15 protein-coding genes are annotated in these 16,730 nt (G+C 56.4%); 1 reads left to right on the forward strand and 14 read right to left on the reverse strand.

Translation table 11 applies throughout. The features are described 5' to 3' along the window. Positions 1–337 precede the first annotated feature (337 nt). From FHW71_RS06635 to FHW71_RS06660, 6 genes are all read right to left on the reverse strand, one after another. Positions 338–1,135: a glucose 1-dehydrogenase gene (locus tag FHW71_RS06635; RefSeq protein ID WP_179451171.1), complete on the reverse strand. Its 798-nt coding sequence runs from the start codon at positions 1,133–1,135 to the stop codon at positions 338–340. 11 nt (positions 1,136–1,146) lie between these two features. Continuing rightward, entirely contained in the window at positions 1,147–2,214 is a 1,068-nt protein-coding gene (locus FHW71_RS06640; RefSeq protein ID WP_179451174.1) for an ABC transporter permease, read from the reverse strand. Positions 2,215–2,234: 20 nt separating this feature from the next. After that, positions 2,235–3,755, reverse strand: a complete 1,521-nt coding sequence (locus FHW71_RS06645; protein WP_008102881.1) for a sugar ABC transporter ATP-binding protein — start codon at positions 3,753–3,755, stop codon at positions 2,235–2,237. Between the two features lie 9 nt (positions 3,756–3,764). Further along, positions 3,765–4,376, reverse strand: coding sequence for a DUF2291 domain-containing protein (locus tag FHW71_RS06650; RefSeq protein ID WP_179451175.1), 612 nt, complete (start codon positions 4,374–4,376; stop codon positions 3,765–3,767). A 42-nt stretch (positions 4,377–4,418) separates the two neighbouring features. Next, positions 4,419–5,354, reverse strand: a complete 936-nt coding sequence (locus tag FHW71_RS06655; RefSeq protein WP_008102877.1) for a D-ribose ABC transporter substrate-binding protein — start codon at positions 5,352–5,354, stop codon at positions 4,419–4,421. 63 nt (positions 5,355–5,417) lie between these two features. Further along, positions 5,418–6,215: a GolD/DthD family dehydrogenase gene (locus tag FHW71_RS06660; protein WP_061716728.1), complete on the reverse strand. Its 798-nt coding sequence runs from the start codon at positions 6,213–6,215 to the stop codon at positions 5,418–5,420. Positions 6,216–6,591: 376 nt separating this feature from the next. Here FHW71_RS06660 and FHW71_RS06665 point away from each other — a divergent pair, with 376 nt between their 5' ends. Continuing rightward, a complete protein-coding gene (locus tag FHW71_RS06665; protein ID WP_008102874.1) occupies positions 6,592–7,410 on the forward strand; it encodes a DeoR/GlpR family DNA-binding transcription regulator in 819 nt (272 codons plus the stop codon). 77 nt (positions 7,411–7,487) lie between these two features. On the opposite strand, the gene cheZ is transcribed toward FHW71_RS06665, so the two are convergent. From cheZ to cheW, 8 genes are all read right to left on the reverse strand, one after another. Then, the gene (gene cheZ / locus FHW71_RS06670; protein WP_008102872.1) at positions 7,488–8,129 is read right to left on the reverse strand and encodes a protein phosphatase CheZ; all 642 of its coding nucleotides are present in this window, start codon (positions 8,127–8,129) and stop codon (positions 7,488–7,490) included. Positions 8,130–8,138: 9 nt separating this feature from the next. Then, positions 8,139–8,528 (reverse strand): chemotaxis response regulator CheY, encoded by a 390-nt coding sequence (gene cheY, locus FHW71_RS06675; protein ID WP_008102871.1) that lies wholly within the window; start codon positions 8,526–8,528, stop codon positions 8,139–8,141. A gap of 39 nt (positions 8,529–8,567) precedes the next feature. Beyond that, positions 8,568–9,617 (reverse strand): chemotaxis response regulator protein-glutamate methylesterase, encoded by a 1,050-nt coding sequence (locus FHW71_RS06680; protein ID WP_008102868.1) that lies wholly within the window; start codon positions 9,615–9,617, stop codon positions 8,568–8,570. Next, positions 9,614–10,489 (reverse strand): protein-glutamate O-methyltransferase CheR, encoded by an 876-nt coding sequence (gene cheR / locus FHW71_RS06685; protein ID WP_008102867.1) that lies wholly within the window; start codon positions 10,487–10,489, stop codon positions 9,614–9,616. Before cheR ends, FHW71_RS06680 begins: the two co-directional genes overlap by 4 nt. A 103-nt stretch (positions 10,490–10,592) precedes the next feature. Beyond that, on the reverse strand, positions 10,593–12,269 hold the full coding sequence (locus FHW71_RS06690) for a methyl-accepting chemotaxis protein (protein ID WP_061716731.1): 1,677 nt from the start codon (positions 12,267–12,269) through the stop codon (positions 10,593–10,595). 168 nt (positions 12,270–12,437) lie between these two features. Continuing rightward, on the reverse strand, positions 12,438–14,099 hold the full coding sequence (locus tag FHW71_RS06695; protein ID WP_179451176.1) for a methyl-accepting chemotaxis protein: 1,662 nt from the start codon (positions 14,097–14,099) through the stop codon (positions 12,438–12,440). A gap of 270 nt (positions 14,100–14,369) precedes the next feature. Then, complete coding sequence (locus tag FHW71_RS06700) at positions 14,370–16,049, reverse strand: methyl-accepting chemotaxis protein (RefSeq protein ID WP_154181513.1); 1,680 nt, start codon at positions 16,047–16,049, stop codon at positions 14,370–14,372. A gap of 168 nt (positions 16,050–16,217) precedes the next feature. After that, the gene (cheW, locus tag FHW71_RS06705; RefSeq protein WP_008102858.1) at positions 16,218–16,715 is read right to left on the reverse strand and encodes a chemotaxis protein CheW; all 498 of its coding nucleotides are present in this window, start codon (positions 16,713–16,715) and stop codon (positions 16,218–16,220) included. Between the last annotated feature and the right edge of the window lie 15 nt (positions 16,716–16,730).

A 16,730-nucleotide genomic window follows, 5' to 3' on the forward strand; every position in this document is an offset into this window, starting at 1 on the left:
GAAATGTCTGGTTTCGATTAAGACAATGGCGGGTATTTTCGGATTTGTAGAGTGCGCATTCGTGCGCCCCTGGAAACCAGGTCGCCATAAATGGCGCCCCGGCGGATGCAGCAATTGTTTTGTAGGGTGCCCATTCATGGGCACCTGGAAGCCAGGTCGCCATAAATGGCGACCCTACGGATGCAGCAATTGTTTTGTAGGGTGCCCATTCATGGGCACCTGTAAACCGGGTCGCCATAAATGGCGACCCGGCGGATGCAGCAATTGTTTCGTAGGGTGCCCATTTATGGGCACCTGGAAACCTGGTCGCCATAAATGGCGACCCTACAGCGTTCTATCAGGAGAAGATTAAACCGCCATCCACATTGATGGTCTGCCCGGTGATATAGCGTGCATCGTCAGAAGCGAGGAAAGCCACCAAACCGGCGACATCTTCCGGTTGTCCCGCGCGCTTAAGCGGGATATTTTCCACCCACTCCGCCATAAGCTCGCCTTTGCCATACTGCTTTTTATCGCTGCTGAGGATCTCGCCCCACACGCGATCGTTGTAGTCCCACATTTCACTCTCAATAATGCCCGGACAGAAGGCATTAACCGTGATATGCCACGGCGCCAGCTCCAGCGCCAGGCTTTGGGTAATCCCGATCACGCCCATCTTGCTGGCGGCATAGTGCGGAGTATAAATGAAGCCCTGACGTCCCTGGCCGGACGAAGTGTTAATCAGGCTGCCGCTGCCCTGCTTGACCATATATTTCGCCGCTTCCCGACAGCACAACCACACGCCCGTGGTGTTCACCGCAAGGATCTTCTCGAAGTCGCTTTTCGGCATTGAGTCAAAGCGATCGATGGTGATGACGCCCGCATTTTGAATCGACACATCAATGCTGCCGAAGCGCTCAGCCGCCTGCTGATAGAGCTGCTGTACCTCAGCTTCATCGGTAACATCAACCTGCAGCGCCAGAATCTCACTACCAAACTGCTGCTCGATGGCCTGCGCAGTACTGAAGACGCGTTCCGAATTCGACACCATCACCAATCGCGCGCCGTCGCGGGCAAAACGCGCCGCGATGCCCGCGCCAATGCCGCGGCATGCGCCGGTAATCACCACCGTTTTTCCACTAAAATCGCGTGTCATATTGCCTCCTGTTATCCATGTGTCGCTTCAGGCAGGGCGGCCGATTGCTGCTTTTTTTCATGTCTGCGCAGCAGCACCACCTTACTTTGTAATTTTTGCTGAAACTGGTCGATCACCACCGCAGTAACAATCACCAAGCCTTTAATCACCATCTGCCAGAAATCGCTGACGCCCATCATCACCATGCCATCGGCGAGGAACACGATGACAAAAGCGCCGATAATCGAGCCCGAGACCCGCCCGCGTCCGCCCGCCAGCGCCGTGCCGCCCAGCACCGTGGCACCGATGGCGTCCATCTCGAACATATTGCCGGTCATCGGGTGCGCGGTTTGCAGCTGCGACGCCACAATCAAACCGACCAACGCGGCGCACAAACCGGAAAAGGCGTAGACAAACACTTTGACCTTGATGATCGGTACACCCGCCAGGCGCGCCGCCGATTCGTTGCCGCCGGTGGCGTAGATGTAACGTCCGAGCGGCGTTTTGCGTGTCAGATACAAACCCAGCAGCAGGAAGCCGAGCATCATCCATATCGGTATATACACGCCCAGCACTGAACCGGAACCGAGCAAAGCGAAGCCGGTGTTGCCGAGCGCTGGCGTGCCGACGAGGTTAGCGTAGGTGCTGCCATCGTTGAACAGCAGTGCCGCGCCGCGTGCCACGTACATCATGCCGAGCGTACAGATAAAGGGGGCTACGCCGAGTCGCGTGACCACCGCGCCATTAATCAACCCCAGCCCCACGCCAAACAGCGCCACCACCAAAATCACTTCGGGCACGTTGAAAAACAGCACGTTGCCGCCCCATAGCGGTACGCCGTTAGTGAGCAGCGCACCCGCTACCATGCCGCATATGCCCGCCACCGCGCCCACGGACAGATCGATGCCGCCGGTCAAAATCACCAGCGTCATGCCGATCGCCAGCAAGCCGGTGATCGCCACATGCTGCGTCATGATCAGCAAGTTGGAGGTGGTGAGAAAGTTAGGCACCATAAAGCTGAAGAAACTCACCACGATTAATAAGGCAATAAAGGTGCGCGCCTTAAGCAGGTACATGTAGATCAGGTATTTTTGATTCATCGTTTTACTCTCCAGCGGGCTCAATCATGCGGCGTTGAGGCGCTAATCAGGGCTTCGCGCGTGGCCGCCGCGCGCGGTAAATCGGCGGTGATACGACCATCCGCCATCACCAAAATGCGGTCAGCCAGCGCCATCACTTCATCCAGCTCGGACGAGGAGAACATCACCGCCAATCCCTGTTGCGCCAGACTGCCAATCAGGTGATAGACGTCGGTTTTGGCGCCCACATCGATGCCGCGCGTCGGCTCATCCAGCAGCACCACCTGCGGCCCGGTCATCAGGGCTTTGCCCAGCACCACTTTTTGCTGATTGCCACCGCTTAACGAGGTGATCGGCAATTCGGCATCGCTGACTTTGATGGCGAGATGACCAATCATTTCATCTACGCGGCTCTTTTCTTTGTGCGGATTGAGCATGCGCCAGCAGCGGCGGAAGCCGCGCAGACTGAGATCGCTGAGCGTCATGTTGGCGGTGATCGACATCAGCTGCACCACGCCTTCGGTTTGACGATCTTCTGGAACCAGCGCGATGCCTTTTTTCAGTCGCTGCTGGAAGCTGCGTTTCTCCAGCGCTTCGCCATTTAGACTGACGCTGCCCGACTGACAGTGCATCATGCCAATCAGCCCTTTGAACAACTCGGTGCGCCCGGCGCCCAGCAAGCCGTAGATGCCAATCACTTCGCCTTTGCGCAGCGAGAAAGAGACATCATTGAGTTTGTAGCCGCCGTTTTGATGCAGCGCGGTAAGCCCGCTGACGCTGAGTACCGTTTCGCCCTGGGTCGCCGGTTGGTAGTCGAAGTGTTTCTTCTTGTCGCCCACCATCTGCTCGATGATCCACGGAATCGAGGCGTCGCGGACTTCGCGTTCACTGATAAAGCGTCCGTCGCGGAAGATGGTGATGTGATCGCCAATCTCCATCAGCTCTTCCAGTCGATGTGAGATATAGATGATGGTGACGCCGCGCCGTTTGAGCTGGTCGATGACGTTGAACAGCACCTTCACTTCTGACTGGCTGAGCGCGCTGGTCGGTTCATCCATGATCAGCACGCGCGTGTCTTTTGATAGCGCGCGGGCGATCTCCACCAGCTGCTGATGGCCAATACCGAGTTCAGCCAGCGGCGCGTAGGGATCGACATCCAGCTCCAGCCGTTCCAGCAGCGCTTTGGCCAGTGAATATTGGTACTTCTCGTTGATCACGCCGCGCTGGAAAAACTCATTTGCCATGAAGATGTTGTCCATCACATTCATGTTGGGAAACAGGTTCAGCTCCTGAAAGATAATGCTGATGCCCTGTTTTTCCGCCTGATGTGTGGAGCTTAGCGACACCGCCGCGCCGTCCAGCAGAATCTCGCCCGATGAGGGGATCTCCACGCCCGCCAGCATTTTCATCATGGTGGATTTTCCCGCGCCGTTTTCGCCAATCAGCACGTTCACTTTGTTGCGATAGACGCGGTAATTGACCTGATCCAGCGCGGTGACGCCGGGATAGATGCGCGACACGTTGCGGGTTTCAATAATCACGTCATGTTGAGGCTGTTGCATATCCGCTCCTTACTGACGTGTAATCGCCGCAGGTGTCACATTCGGCACCTGCTCCGGCGTATCGAAGCTGCTAAACACGCCAGCAAGCTGCACTTTGTCACCCACTTTGGGCTTGAAAGCACTCATCATGTTCGCCGCCTGCTGATTGATCGCGCGGCTGTAGTCGCCGAACAGCACCTGATCGTTAAAGTCCTGATAGCTGGCACCTTTGTAGGCATCGCGTAACACGGTGCCGGGAAATATTGGGCCGACCTGCACCGTGATGTTGTCACCGGACACATCCTTCACCGTCATCCGGCCATTACGCGACGTGGTGTTGACGGCGGTAACTTCGCCGCTCACGTTGACACTGAACACACACGGGTTCTCTTCCTGGCTGCGATAGCCGTAGGTTTTACAGGCGCTATCAAAATCTTTGGCGGACTTCAGCGCATTCAACAACTCAGCCACCGGCTTCGCATCATGCTGCACTTGCGGCACCAGCTTCTGTTGCCACGTTTGGGCAATATTGCCCATTTTGGGATTGGGAGGATTTTTCAGGTCGGCCAGCTCCTGCTGCGACACAATGCGGCAACCGCTAAGGATCACGACAGGAAGCAGTAACCAGAGTCGTCTGTGCATCACATTCTCCTGGGCGCCCGATAGACGGGCGCACCGCATTGATTACGACTTGAAGTTAAAGTCCTGCACGCCTTTGGCGTTGTCTGGCGTGATGAGAATGCCGCGGAACATCACGCGTTGCTTCTCAGGCTTGGTGCCTTTCTGGATAAAGTTGTCGAGGTCGGTCACGCCCTGCGCGGCGATGGCTTGGGCCTGCAGCATCACCGTGGCTTTCAAATCGCCTTTTTCCACCGCGTCACGTTCATCATTGCTGCCGTCAATGCCCACCACGATGACGTCGTTACGGCCCGCCGCTTTCAGGGCCGCAATCGCGCCCAGCGCCACCGGACCGTTACCGCAGATCACCCCTTTCACATCCGGATGCGCCTGAAGAATGCTGTCCATGATGCGTTTGCCGTCAATCAGCGTGCCTTTGGCATCCTGACGCGCGACGCTTTTCATGTCTGAATATTGGTCGAGCACCTGATGGAAGGATTTAGAGCGCGTCACGCAGTTGTTGTCGGCGAGGTTACATGTAAGTTCCGCGTAGCTGCCCTTTTCCCCCATCTTCTCGACAAACACGTTGGCCACGTCAGATCCGGCCTGGAAGTTGTTGTGGGTGATTTGCGCCAGCGCCACGTCGTCTACCGGAATTTCACGGTTGATCAGCACCACCGGAATGCCGGCATCTTTGGCTTTTTTGATGGCGGCCACGCTGGCGGTGGAGTCGGCGTTATCCAGCACGATGCCCTGCACCTTTTTGCCGATGGCGGCATCAATCAGTTCACTTTGTTTTTTCACATCTTCGCCATGCGACAGCACGCTGGTTTTATAGCCCAGCTGCTGCGCTTTGAGGTTGGCACCTTTGGCTTCGGAGGCGTAATACGGGTTATCCAGCGAGTTCACCAGAATCATGATGGTGCCTTTATCGGCAGCGAAACTGGCTTGGGAGATCATGCAACTGGCAATGGCAGTTAACAGCAGGGTACGTTTTTTCATGGTGAGGTTCTCTCATTGTTATATTGGGTCACGCAGGGTCAGCCGTTCTGGTGTTGGCGCGGCTTACCAGATGGTAAAGCCACCGTCGATCATTAAATCTGCGCCGGTGATCATGTCGCTACCGTTGCTGGCGAAGAACAGCACTGCGGCGGCGATTTCGTCGGTATAGGCAAAGCGTCCGAGTGGGATCAGCTTTTTCATCTGCTCGCCCTTCTCGCCGCGCCAGGCTTTTTCACCCATCGGCGTCAGCACCACGGTGGGCGATAAGGTATTAACGTTGATGCGATAGGGAGCGAACTCTTTAGCCATCACTTTGGTCATGCCGAGCAGACCGGCTTTGGCCGAGGTGTAGGCAACGTGGTTATCGATCGCGATGGAAGCGGCCTGCGAGGCGATATTAATAATTTTGCCGCCGTTACCGGCGCGCACCATGCGTTTACCGGCCGCCTGTGAGCAGAGGAAAGGTCCGGTAAGATTGACGTCGATCTGCTTCTGCCACTCGGCAAAATCGGTTTCTAACACCGGTTGCAACATCACGTAGCCCGCGCAGTTCACCAGGATATCAATCTTGCCGTAATGCTGTTCGACGTTATCAAATGCCGCTTCAACCGAGGCTGGATCGGTCACGTCGCAGCACACCAGCAGCACACGATCGGCAGCAAACTGATCCTGCACGCCAGCCACTTTGTCGCTTTCGAAGGGCGGATAGAGCAGCGCCAGCCGTGCGCCCTTCTCCAGCAGCATGGCGTTACTGGCCATCGCAATCCCGCCTAGCCCGCCGGTGACCACCGCCACTTTGCCGGTTAAATCCTGCTCAATGTTCACGCCGTAGCGCAGGTTAACGTCATATTCCCCACTCATCGTCTCTCTCCATAATGGTGTACGGCGGCTCTGGTTACGGCTGGCCGGGTTATCGTTTTGGTAAATATCATTTTCGAACAAAAATATAAGCTATCGTTTAATAATGGTTTGTGGAGGAGATCAAATTTCATACAAATCGCAACAAGAAAAATTATCCTCATGATTTTATTAACTTTGTGCAAATCACTGAATTTATTACATGGAGAGAGCTGCTAGTGGCTTTCTGCGAAATCAATCGCATAGCAGATGATTATTTTCGTTCGAAAATGAATGATTGTGGAAGCTGCCTCGCAAATGCCCAAAACGCAGAGTAAAATCAGCTCGGGTTTCCTTATTGGCGAAACCAGACCGTGATTGGAAAGAGGGAGCATTTCGATTGAAAAGCAAAACTGAGCAGCTGGCTGATATGCAGCAGCGCCGTGAGAAGATTCTGGAGATGATCCGCGAAGACGGCACAGTCACGGTTAAAGCGCTAACCGACACCTTCGGCCTGACCGAAGCCACCATTCGCACCGACCTGCGCATGTTGCAGCAAGAGGGGCACGTGCAGCGCTATCACGGCGGCGCCACCTTGATGACCGGCAAGCAGAATACCGGCGCAATGTTGCTGGAGCGTCAGACGCATCTTGAAGAAAAACAGGCGATTGGCCGACTCGCCGCGCAGCATGTAGAAAATGGCGATACGGTGATTTTCGATTCCGGTACCACCACCACGGCGATTGCCGAGGCGATTAGCCATATTCGTCGGTTATCAGTGATTACCACGGCGGTGAATATTGCGCTGAAGCTGGGCGGCGAGCCGGGCATTAATATTTTGCTGACCGGTGGGACGTTCAAGTTCCCGACGCTTTCGACTTCGGGCGAGAAAGCGGCTTCGTTTTTCGAAAACGTGCTGGCGGAAAAGCTGTTTCTTGCCACGGCCTGTATCTCGCCGCGTCTGGGGTTGAGCTTTCCCAGCGAGACCGATATCAAGGTGAAAATGGCGATGATCAAGTCAGCCAACACCGTGTATGTGGTGGCGGATTCCAGCAAGATCGATAAGGTGTCGATGTTCGCGCTGCCGTGTGACTGGAGCCATATTCACTATCTGATTACCGATAGCGGCATTTCTCCGGCGCAGGTTGCGGCGTTTGAGGCGTTAGGCGTTGAAGTGTTGGTGGCGCAATTGGCGTTGGCGCAGAAGCGCGCGGTGTAAAACCAGGTGGGCATAAATGCCCACCCTACGCGGTTTTGTAGGGTCGGCATTGATGCCGACCGACCGCTCGCTAACCGTTAAAACCCTAAGCTATCCAGCAGGTCATCAACCTGATCCTGGTTCGCCACCACGCCAGGTGCATTGGCGTGGATCTGCGGACCGTTCAGCAGGCTGTTGCCCTCTTTACGCGCCGCGGCGTTGGCTTCTGGCATATTCTCCAGCAGCACCATCAACAGCTGACGCTCGATCTCCTGGATCACATCCATCATGCGCTTGATCACCTGACCGGTCAGGTCCTGGAAATCCTGCGCCATCATGATTTCGAGCAACTGCTTATTGGTGTACGACGTGTGTCCCGGAACGTCAGTCAGGAACTGGCGCGTATCCGAAACCAACTCGCGCGCATCAGTCAGTTCAATCGGATTTTCAAACCACGCATCCCAACGGCCTTTCAGCTGGTTGGCGCCGGCTTCCATTTGGTCCTGGTGTGGCTGCGCTGCATCAACGCAGTTCAACGCACGTTCTGCCGCTTGCGCCGTCATTTGCACAACATAATCCAGACGATCGCGCGCATCAGGAATGGCTTCCGCCGCTTCAGCAATCGCCTGGTCTAACCCCAGCTCACGCAGACTGTCACGCAACATGCGCGTCAGTGAGCCGATGCGGGTAATAATGTCGTGTGCCGAGGCTTCTTCGGTTGATTTCGGAAGGTCGCTCATCACATCTCCTTACATACCCAGTTTTTCGAATATTTTGCCTAACTTCTCTTCCAGCGTGGCCGCCGTGAACGGTTTCACCACGTAGCCGCTGGCGCCCGCCTGCGCGGCCGCGATGATGTTCTCTTTCTTCGCTTCCGCGGTCACCATCAGCACCGGCAGTTTGTTCAGCGTGGCGTCAGCACGAATGGTTTGCAGCAGCTCCAGACCGTCCATGTTCGGCATGTTCCAGTCGGAAACAACGAAATCAAAGCCACCGGCACGCAGTTTGGTCAGGGCATCGACGCCATCTTCTGCTTCTTCGACGTTGTTGAATCCAAGCTCTTTCAGCAGGTTACGGACGATACGACGCATCGTATTGAAGTCATCCACCACCAAAAAGCGCATATTTTTATCAGCCATATCTACTCCCGTGTTGTCTCGTCCAGCAGGACGGGCTCGTTAAATTCGCAATGCCTGTCCGGCGCTAATTTTCGCCAGCATGTGCTGACTGATGTGGCCTAAATCGACCACTTCACTGGTGCCGCCCATCGCAATCGCTTCGCGCGGCATACCAAATACCACGCAGCTGGCTTCATCCTGCGCGATGGTCCAGGCGCCTGCGCGATGCATTTCCAGCATCCCGGCCGCGCCGTCGTTACCCATCCCGGTCAGAATTACACCCACCGCATTTCGTCCTGCGTGCACCGCCACCGAACGGAACAGCACATCCACCGATGGCTTGTGTCGGTTCACTGGCGGACCGTCATTCAGTTTCACCACATAGTTGGCACCGCTACGGCCCAGCTCCATGTGCATGGCGCCCGGCGCGATATAGGCGTGGCCCGGCAAAATACGCTCGCCGTCTTCCGCTTCTTTCACGGTGATCTGGCACAGTTTGTTCAGACGCTCGGCAAACGAGCGGGTAAAGCCAGGCGGCATATGCTGAGTAATCAGCAGCGCCGGGCTGGTCGCCGGCAGCGGCTGCAGCACATGGCGAATCGCCTCGGTACCGCCGGTGGAAGAGCCGATGGCAATCAGCTTTTCACTACTCAGCAGCGGACCCGCTTTCAGCGTCACCGGCATCGGCGTGGAGGCACGCACATGCAGCTTGGCGCGTGCGGCGGCGCGGATCTTATCGGCAATCATCTGGCTGTATGCCAGCATGCCTTCGCGAATACCAAGCTGCGGCTTGGTGACGAAATCCACCGCACCCAACTCGAGCGCGCGCAGCGTTACTTCTGAACCTTTACCGGTCAGCGAGGAGACCATCACCACCGGCATCGGGCGCAGGCGCATCAGCTTCTCGAGGAAATCGAGGCCATCCATGCGCGGCATCTCGACATCCAGCGTCAACACCTGCGGGTTGTACTGTTTGATTAAATCCCGCGCCACCAGCGGATCTGGCGCACTCGCGACCATCTCCATATCGGGATGGCTGTTGATGATTTCCGTCATCAACTGTCGCATTAGCGCAGAGTCATCCACGCACATCACGGTGATTTTGCTCATCGTCTTTCCTTGCTCAGTCCATAGACTGTCTGTCCACGCAGCCAGAACTCTTTGCTGATCTGACTAAAGTTCTCGGAATGCCCGGCAAACAGCAGACCGCCGGGTTTCAGCAGGGGCACAAAACGGCGCAGAATCTGTTCCTGCGTCTCTTTATCGAAATAGATCATCACGTTGCGACAGAAAATTGCGTCGAACGGACCCGGCAACGCCCAGTCGTTAGCCAGTAAATTCAGTTGCGTATAGTTCACCATGTTGGCGAGGTCGGAACGCACGCGCACCATGCCTTCGTGCGGACCGGTGCCGCGCAGGAAAAAGCGCTGCAGCTGTGACTGCGATAGCGTGCGTAGCTCTTCCTGGCGATACACGCCCGCCACGGCTTTCTCTAATACCTGCGTGTCGATATCGCTGGCATGGACCTGGAATTTACCCGGACCGGTGCCCAGCGTTTCCGCCAGCGTCATGGCGATGGAGTACGGCTCTTCGCCGGTTGAGGCGGCGGTGCTCCAGACGCTGTAATTACCCGTGCGCTTACGCGCGTGATCCGCGAGGATCGGGAAGTGATGCGCCTCGCGGAAGAAAGAGGTCAGATTGGTGGTCAGCGCGTTAATAAACGCCTGCCACTCCGCACTGTTTTGGTCTTGCTCCAGCAGCGCCAGATAGCGGCCAAAGTCATCAATATTCAGCATGCGCAGACGACGCACCAAACGGTTGTAAACCATCTCGCGTTTATGGTCGGCCAGCACAATGCCCGCACGCTGATAGATCAGCTGGCTAATGCGACGAAAATGCGTATCTGAGAGGGGTAAGCGCTGCACCATTTGCGAGAGCAGCGTCGTCGCTTCACTTTGATCCAATAACGTCGATTTCTTCATTTCAGGTCACCCGGCAACAAACTGTTTAAATTGTGATACTGCGGTTGCTACTGTGCTGCCAGTCGCGCCATTCTTATGGGCCGCCTTGCGGCGGCCACAAGGATTAAAAGGTTTCCCAGTTATCGTCAGTGCTACGTGCGCCTGCCGGTGCCAATGCTTTTGGCGTGCCAGAACGCAAATTTTTTGCCGCTGTAGATACGTTAACGGCCTGAACGACAAATTCTTTACCGATATTGAACACCGCAACTGACTGTTTCAGTCGGCTGGCCTGATCTTCCAGCGCCGCTGCCGCAGTCGCAGACTCTTCAACCAGCGCGGCGTTCTGCTGCGTCACGCGATCCATCTCGTTCACCGCCAGACCGACCTGATCGATACCACGGCTCTGCTCGTCCGACGCCGAGGCGATTTCGCCCATGATGTCGGTGACGCGCGTAACCGCATTCACGATGTTGGTCATGGTTTCCCCGGCGCTCTCCACCAGCACAGAACCGGTGTTGACGCGGCTGACCGAATCTTCGATCAATCCTTTAATCTCTTTCGCCGCTTGTGCGCTGCGCTGTGCCAGACTGCGCACCTCGCCCGCTACCACAGCAAATCCACGTCCCTGCTCACCGGCGCGCGCAGCTTCTACTGCGGCGTTCAGTGCGAGGATATTGGTCTGGAAGGCGATGCCATCGATCACGCTGATGATGTCAGCGATTTTCTTCGAACTGCCGGTGATCTCTTTCATGGTGGTGACCACACCATCCACCACTTTGCCGCCCTGCTGCGCGGTTTCCGAGGCGGTAAGCGCCAGCTGCGACGCCTGACGGGCGTTTTCGGCGTTCTGCTTCACGGTAGCAGTCAATTGCTCCATGCTGGCAGCGGTCTCTTCCAACGAAGCCGCTTGCTGCTCGGTACGCGAGGAGAGATCGTTGTTGCCCATGGCGATTTCGCTGGCACCGGTGTAGATGGCATCGGAACCGTCACGCACGGTACGCACCGTCCGCGCCAGCTCTTGCTGCATCTCTTGCACCGAAGTGAGCAGCTCGCCCATCTCGTTGCGTACCGTGATGTCGACCTGCTGCGTCAAATCACCGCGTGCGATGTGACGAATGTGCTCGATGCTCTGCTTCAGCGGACGGATCAGTACCGTACGCATGCCGCTCCACACCAGCGCAATCACCAGCAAGGTCACCAGCAGCGTGCCGACCACCAGCATGATTGACTTGGTATACGCCGCGTCATTGGCTTCAATGCCCTGATTAGCGAGCACAATGTTGTAGCTCAGCCACGCGTTGTAATCTTTGGCAAATTTGTCCTGGAATCCCTGCGTCGGCTGATCAACAAATCCTTTGAAATTTCCGCTACCGAGGAAATCGATCAACTCACCCAATGCACCCCGATAGGCGTTGTAGTTGGCCTGCAGCGTCAGCACGTTCTCGGCCTTTTTGCCCTTTTCAGACAGGTTGGCGTTAAATTCGGCAAAACCCTGATCGGCGTTCTTCAACTCCTCACTCGCCAGCGCCACCAGATCTTTCACGGTTGCGCCTGAGCCAGCCTGCTGACTGTCCAGCAGGTAACGGATCCCCGCACGGTTCAGCGTGTTACGCGCCTGAACCAGCGATACCCATGAGGTGCCCATCGCCCGCTGCAGCGTGCTAAGACGCTGGTTATAGGCAAAATTATCTTTATCGGCTTTGACCGTGGAGTAGAACACTCCACCGGAGAACAGCTGCAGTAAGGCAAACAGCGCCAGCACGCAAAGCAGGCCGGATACAACACGAATACGACTAAACATAAACACCTCATTGGTTGGCGGATCGCCTCTGTTATCGGCGCTCAAAGAGGGATCTTTATGTGTGTTCGTAGGGGTTGGACCAGCTTGGAGATGAAGAAGGTCGCCATAAATGGCGACCCTACGGGGGATTTTATAGGGTCGCCATTTATGCCGACCTGTTACTAACGGTTAAAACGTCTCCCAGTTGCCGTCACTCACCGGCGCGGCAGCCGCTTTGCGCGGTGCGCTGGCGATCTGACGTACCATGCTCGCCTTCGGTTGCGCCTGCGCGGCGCGTGGAATGCGGAACACCGAAACCGCCTGGCTCAGGCGGCTCGCCTGCTCTTCCAGTGACGCGGCGGCAGCAGCGGACTCTTCCACCAGCGAGGCGTTCTGCTGGGTGACGCGGTCCATCTCGGTCACCGCTTGTCCTACCTGATCGATACCACGGCTTTGCTCATCCGATGCCGAAGCGATTTCGCCCATAATATCGGTGACGCGCGTGACGGCACCGACGATATCATTCATGGTCTCTCCGGCGGTGCCTACCAGCTGCGAACCGTTATTGACGCGGTTCACCGAGTCTTCGATCAAGCCTTTAATCTCTTTCGCCGCCTGCGCACTGCGCTGTGCCAGGTTACGCACTTCACCTGCCACCACGGCAAAACCACGGCCCTGTTCACCGGCGCGCGCCGCTTCAACCGCCGCGTTCAGCGCCAGGATGTTGGTCTGGAAAGCGATGCCATCAATCACGCTTATAATGTCGGCGATCTTCTTCGAACTGCCGGCAATATCCTGCATGGTACGCACTACGCCATCCACTACTTCGCCGCCCTTGCGCGCGGTGTCGGACGCGCTGAGCGCCAGCTGCGATGCCTGACGCGCATTTTCGGCGTTCTGTTTCACCGTCGCGGTGAGCTGCTCCATGCTGGCTGCAGTCTGCTCCAGTGAGGCGGCCTGCTCTTCGGTACGCGCAGAGAGATCGTTATTCCCGGCGGCGATTTCGCTGGCGCCGGTGAAAATCGCATCGGAACCGTCACGCACATTGCCAACGGTGCTAACCAGCGACTGCTGCATCTCGTGCAGGCTACCGGCCAGCTGGCTCATTTCATTGCGCCCTTCCACCACGATATGTTGCGTGAGATCGCCAGCAGCGATATGACGAATATGCGCCAGCAGCTGATGCAGCGGCTGAATCAGCACACTACGCAGGCCAAACCAGCAGCCAACAATCACCACCACCACCACCAGCGCCACGGACGCCAGCAACCACATCATGGTCTGGAAGGCGCGCTGGTTTTGCGCCACGCCTTCTGCCGCCAGTTTGCTTTGCTCAGTCCGCCACTCTTCGTAAGTGGCTTTCATCGCCACCTGTTTCGCTTCGATATTCTGCGCAAACATGCCTTGCAGATCGTTGGCTTTCAGGCGATCCAGCATGGCTTTCAATCCGTCGTTAAAGGCAGCGTAGTTCGCTTCCAGCTTGTCGCGCAGCGCTTCCGGCAAGCCCGGCGTGGCCGGTAAGTCGTAGTAGCGTTGATAGTGACCGGCAGCCACATTGAGCTGCTTTTCAGTTTGCGCAATTAACGCCGCCAACTGGCCGCCATTCGCCTGCGCGGCCATGGTGCCCTGCATACGCAACATGGCGCGGTTGAGTACCGTGCGGGTTTGGTTCAATTCAATCCAGGCATCGGACATCGCGCCGACGTTATTGGAGGAGATCTGCGCTACCGCAAACGCCTCTTTATCTTTTTGTAAGGCGGACCAGAACAGGCCGCCCGACAGTAATTGTAAAGCGCCAAAAACCAGCAATACGGCGATGAGGCTGGTCACTACATTGATTCGTTTTAACATGGGTTCTCCAGGGATGCGTTTCGGCTCCCCCAGTTATCGACCGGTAATCTGAATATTTCAGGGTGCTTAAGCTACTTTACGAATTAAAACTCTGCGTTTGAGCATGATTGCAGTGTTTTATAACTAAAAAAATTAACAGTAAAAAAAAAATGCGCCTTTTATCGGGTGAGCGATAAAGGCGCATTTTTTTAATGTTGGTCGCCATGAATGGCGACCCTACAAGTGAGGTTTGCGTAGGGTCGGCATTAATGCCGACCGCTATTTAACGCGTTAAAAGGTCTCCCAGTTACTGTCCCCCGCCGCCGCAGTCACCGCTTTACGCGGTGTGCCCAGCGTTGGTGGTGCTATCTGTGGATGACGTACGCCGGCTTTGGCCTGCGGCTGCGCTTGCGCCGCGCGCGGTACGCGGAACACTGCTACCGACTGGCTCAGGCGGCTGGCCTGCTCTTCCAGCGATGCTGCCGCCGCCGCCGACTCTTCCACCAGCGAGGCGTTCTGCTGCGTCACGCGATCCATCTCCGTTACCGCCTGACCAACCTGATCGATACCACGGCTCTGCTCATCCGACGCCGAGGCAATTTCGCCCATGATGTCAGTGACGCGCGTCACCGCATTAACGATATCGCTCATGGTTTCACCGGCGGTGCCAACCAGTTCAGATCCGCTGTTCACACGTTGGACGGAATCTTCAATCAGCCCTTTGATCTCTTTCGCCGCCTGCGCGCTGCGCTGCGCCAGATTACGCACTTCACCGGCGACCACTGCAAAGCCACGGCCCTGCTCGCCGGCACGCGCCGCTTCTACTGCCGCGTTCAGCGCCAGGATATTGGTCTGGAAAGCGATGCCATCGATCACGCTGGTAATGTCGGCAATCTTCTTCGAACTGCCGGCGATGTCACTCATGGTGCGCACCACGCCTTGCACCACGTCGCCGCCCTTCTGCGCGGTTTCGGAGGCGCTCAGCGCCAGCTGTGACGCCTGACGCGCGTTTTCGGCGTTCTGCTTCACGGTGGCAGTCAGCTGTTCCATGCTGGCGGCGGTCTGCTCCAGTGAAGCCGCCTGCTCTTCGGTACGTGCCGAGAGATCGTTGTTGCCCGCAGAGATTTCGCTCGCCCCGGTAAAGATGGCATCCGAACCGTCACGCACATCACTCACCGTGCGCACCAGCGACTGCTGCATCTCATGCAGGCTTTCCGCCAGCTGGCTCATTTCGTTGCGCCCTTCAACCGCGATGCTCTGCGTCAAATCGCCCTGCGCAATGTGCTGAATATGCTGGATGTTCTCATTAAGCGGCTTGATGAGAATTTTGCGCATGCCAAACCAGCACAGCACAATCACCGCCACCACAATCGCCAGAACCGCGCCTAACAGCCAAATCATGTGGTCGTAGGCTGAGCTGTTGGCTTCGACACCCGCAGCGGTCAGGCGATCCTGATCGGCACGCCACTGGCGATACTCCTTCAGGAAGGCGTTTTGACTCGGCGCAACCGGCGCTTTGGCTGCCTGATCGAGATCTTTTGCCACCAGCGCATCGTGCAACTGGCCCAGCGCGCTGGCATAGGCGGTATAGGTTTCATCCACACGCTTATTCAGTGCAGCATCCTGTCCCGGCGTGTCCGGCGTGGCTTTAAACAGCTGATAGTTATCGGCGGCATCTTTCTGGAAGGCTTTGCTGTCGTCATACAAACCGGCGATATCCGCTTCGCTGCCGGTGAGTTTGCTGGTTGCCATGCGCAACTGAATACGCGTTAACACCACACGGCTCTGGTTGAGGCTCATGTAGGCGTCGTTGATGGCGGCAGTGTTTTTGCTCGCCAGTTGTGAAACGTTAAAACTGTTTTTGTCATCGCTTAACGCTTTGAAAAACAGTGAGCCGGATGCCAGCTGTAAAAAGCCAAACACCAACAACACCAGCAATAAGCTAGTGACCACGCGGATTCTCGTAAACATAGTTTGCCCTGGAAAATGAAGAAAAATGGTACAGACCCGTTATCGACCAAAGGCGGAGAATATTGAGGGATATTACAGAGGTTTTTCGCGGTTTTGTTGTTGATTTGTAAGGAATTAATTCACGCGCGTGATGATAACGGGCCGCAGCAGCGCGGCCCGTTGCGGGGATTATGCGGTACGCAGGTTGTCCACCAGCGCCATCTCTTCGCTGCTCAGCAGCTTTTCGATGTCGACCAGAATCAACATGCGTTCACCCAGCGCGCCCAGTCCGGTCAGGTACTCGGTGGACATGGTGACGGCGAACTCTGGTGAAGGACGAATCTGCTCTTGCGTCAGCGACAGCACGTCAGAAACGCCATCGACCACGATGCCCACCACGCGATGCTCAAGATTCAGTACGATCACCACGGTGTTCTCGTTGTACACCACATCCGGCTGCGAGAATTTCACGCGCAGGTCGATGATCGGCACGATCACGCCGCGCAGGTTGGTCACGCCTTTGATGAATTCCGGCGTGTTGGCGATGCGGGTTACTTGATCGTAGCCACGAATCTCCTGCACTTTCAGAATGTCGATGCCGTACTCTTCGTCACCCAGTGTGAAAACTAAGAATTCCTGGCCCACGGTTTCGCCAGCGATTTTGGTCACGGTTGCCATGTCAGTCATTTTTTTACCCTTTCG

Source organism: Enterobacter sp. Sphag1F, assembly GCF_014193275.1.
Lineage (GTDB): Bacteria > Pseudomonadota > Gammaproteobacteria > Enterobacterales > Enterobacteriaceae > Pantoea > Pantoea symbiotica.

Coding starts and splice junctions, on each gene's coding strand:
- FHW71_RS06635 (WP_179451171.1), bottom strand. CDS start 1,135: ATGACACGCGATTTTAGTGGAAAAACGGTGGTGATTACCGGCGCATGC.
- FHW71_RS06645 (WP_008102881.1), bottom strand. CDS start 3,755: ATGCAACAGCCTCAACATGACGTGATTATTGAAACCCGCAACGTGTCG.
- cheZ (WP_008102872.1), bottom strand. CDS start 8,129: ATGAGCGACCTTCCGAAATCAACCGAAGAAGCCTCGGCACACGACATT.
- FHW71_RS06680 (WP_008102868.1), bottom strand. CDS start 9,617: ATGAGCAAAATCACCGTGATGTGCGTGGATGACTCTGCGCTAATGCGA.
- cheR (WP_008102867.1), bottom strand. CDS start 10,489: ATGAAGAAATCGACGTTATTGGATCAAAGTGAAGCGACGACGCTGCTC.
- cheW (WP_008102858.1), bottom strand. CDS start 16,715: ATGACTGACATGGCAACCGTGACCAAAATCGCTGGCGAAACCGTGGGC.
- FHW71_RS06650 (WP_179451175.1), bottom strand. CDS start 4,376: ATGCACAGACGACTCTGGTTACTGCTTCCTGTCGTGATCCTTAGCGGT.
- FHW71_RS06655 (WP_008102877.1), bottom strand. CDS start 5,354: ATGAAAAAACGTACCCTGCTGTTAACTGCCATTGCCAGTTGCATGATC.
- FHW71_RS06660 (WP_061716728.1), bottom strand. CDS start 6,215: ATGAGTGGGGAATATGACGTTAACCTGCGCTACGGCGTGAACATTGAG.
- FHW71_RS06700 (WP_154181513.1), bottom strand. CDS start 16,049: ATGTTTACGAGAATCCGCGTGGTCACTAGCTTATTGCTGGTGTTGTTG.
- FHW71_RS06640 (WP_179451174.1), bottom strand. CDS start 2,214: ATGAATCAAAAATACCTGATCTACATGTACCTGCTTAAGGCGCGCACC.
- cheY (WP_008102871.1), bottom strand. CDS start 8,528: ATGGCTGATAAAAATATGCGCTTTTTGGTGGTGGATGACTTCAATACG.
- FHW71_RS06695 (WP_179451176.1), bottom strand. CDS start 14,099: ATGTTAAAACGAATCAATGTAGTGACCAGCCTCATCGCCGTATTGCTG.
- FHW71_RS06690 (WP_061716731.1), bottom strand. CDS start 12,269: ATGTTTAGTCGTATTCGTGTTGTATCCGGCCTGCTTTGCGTGCTGGCG.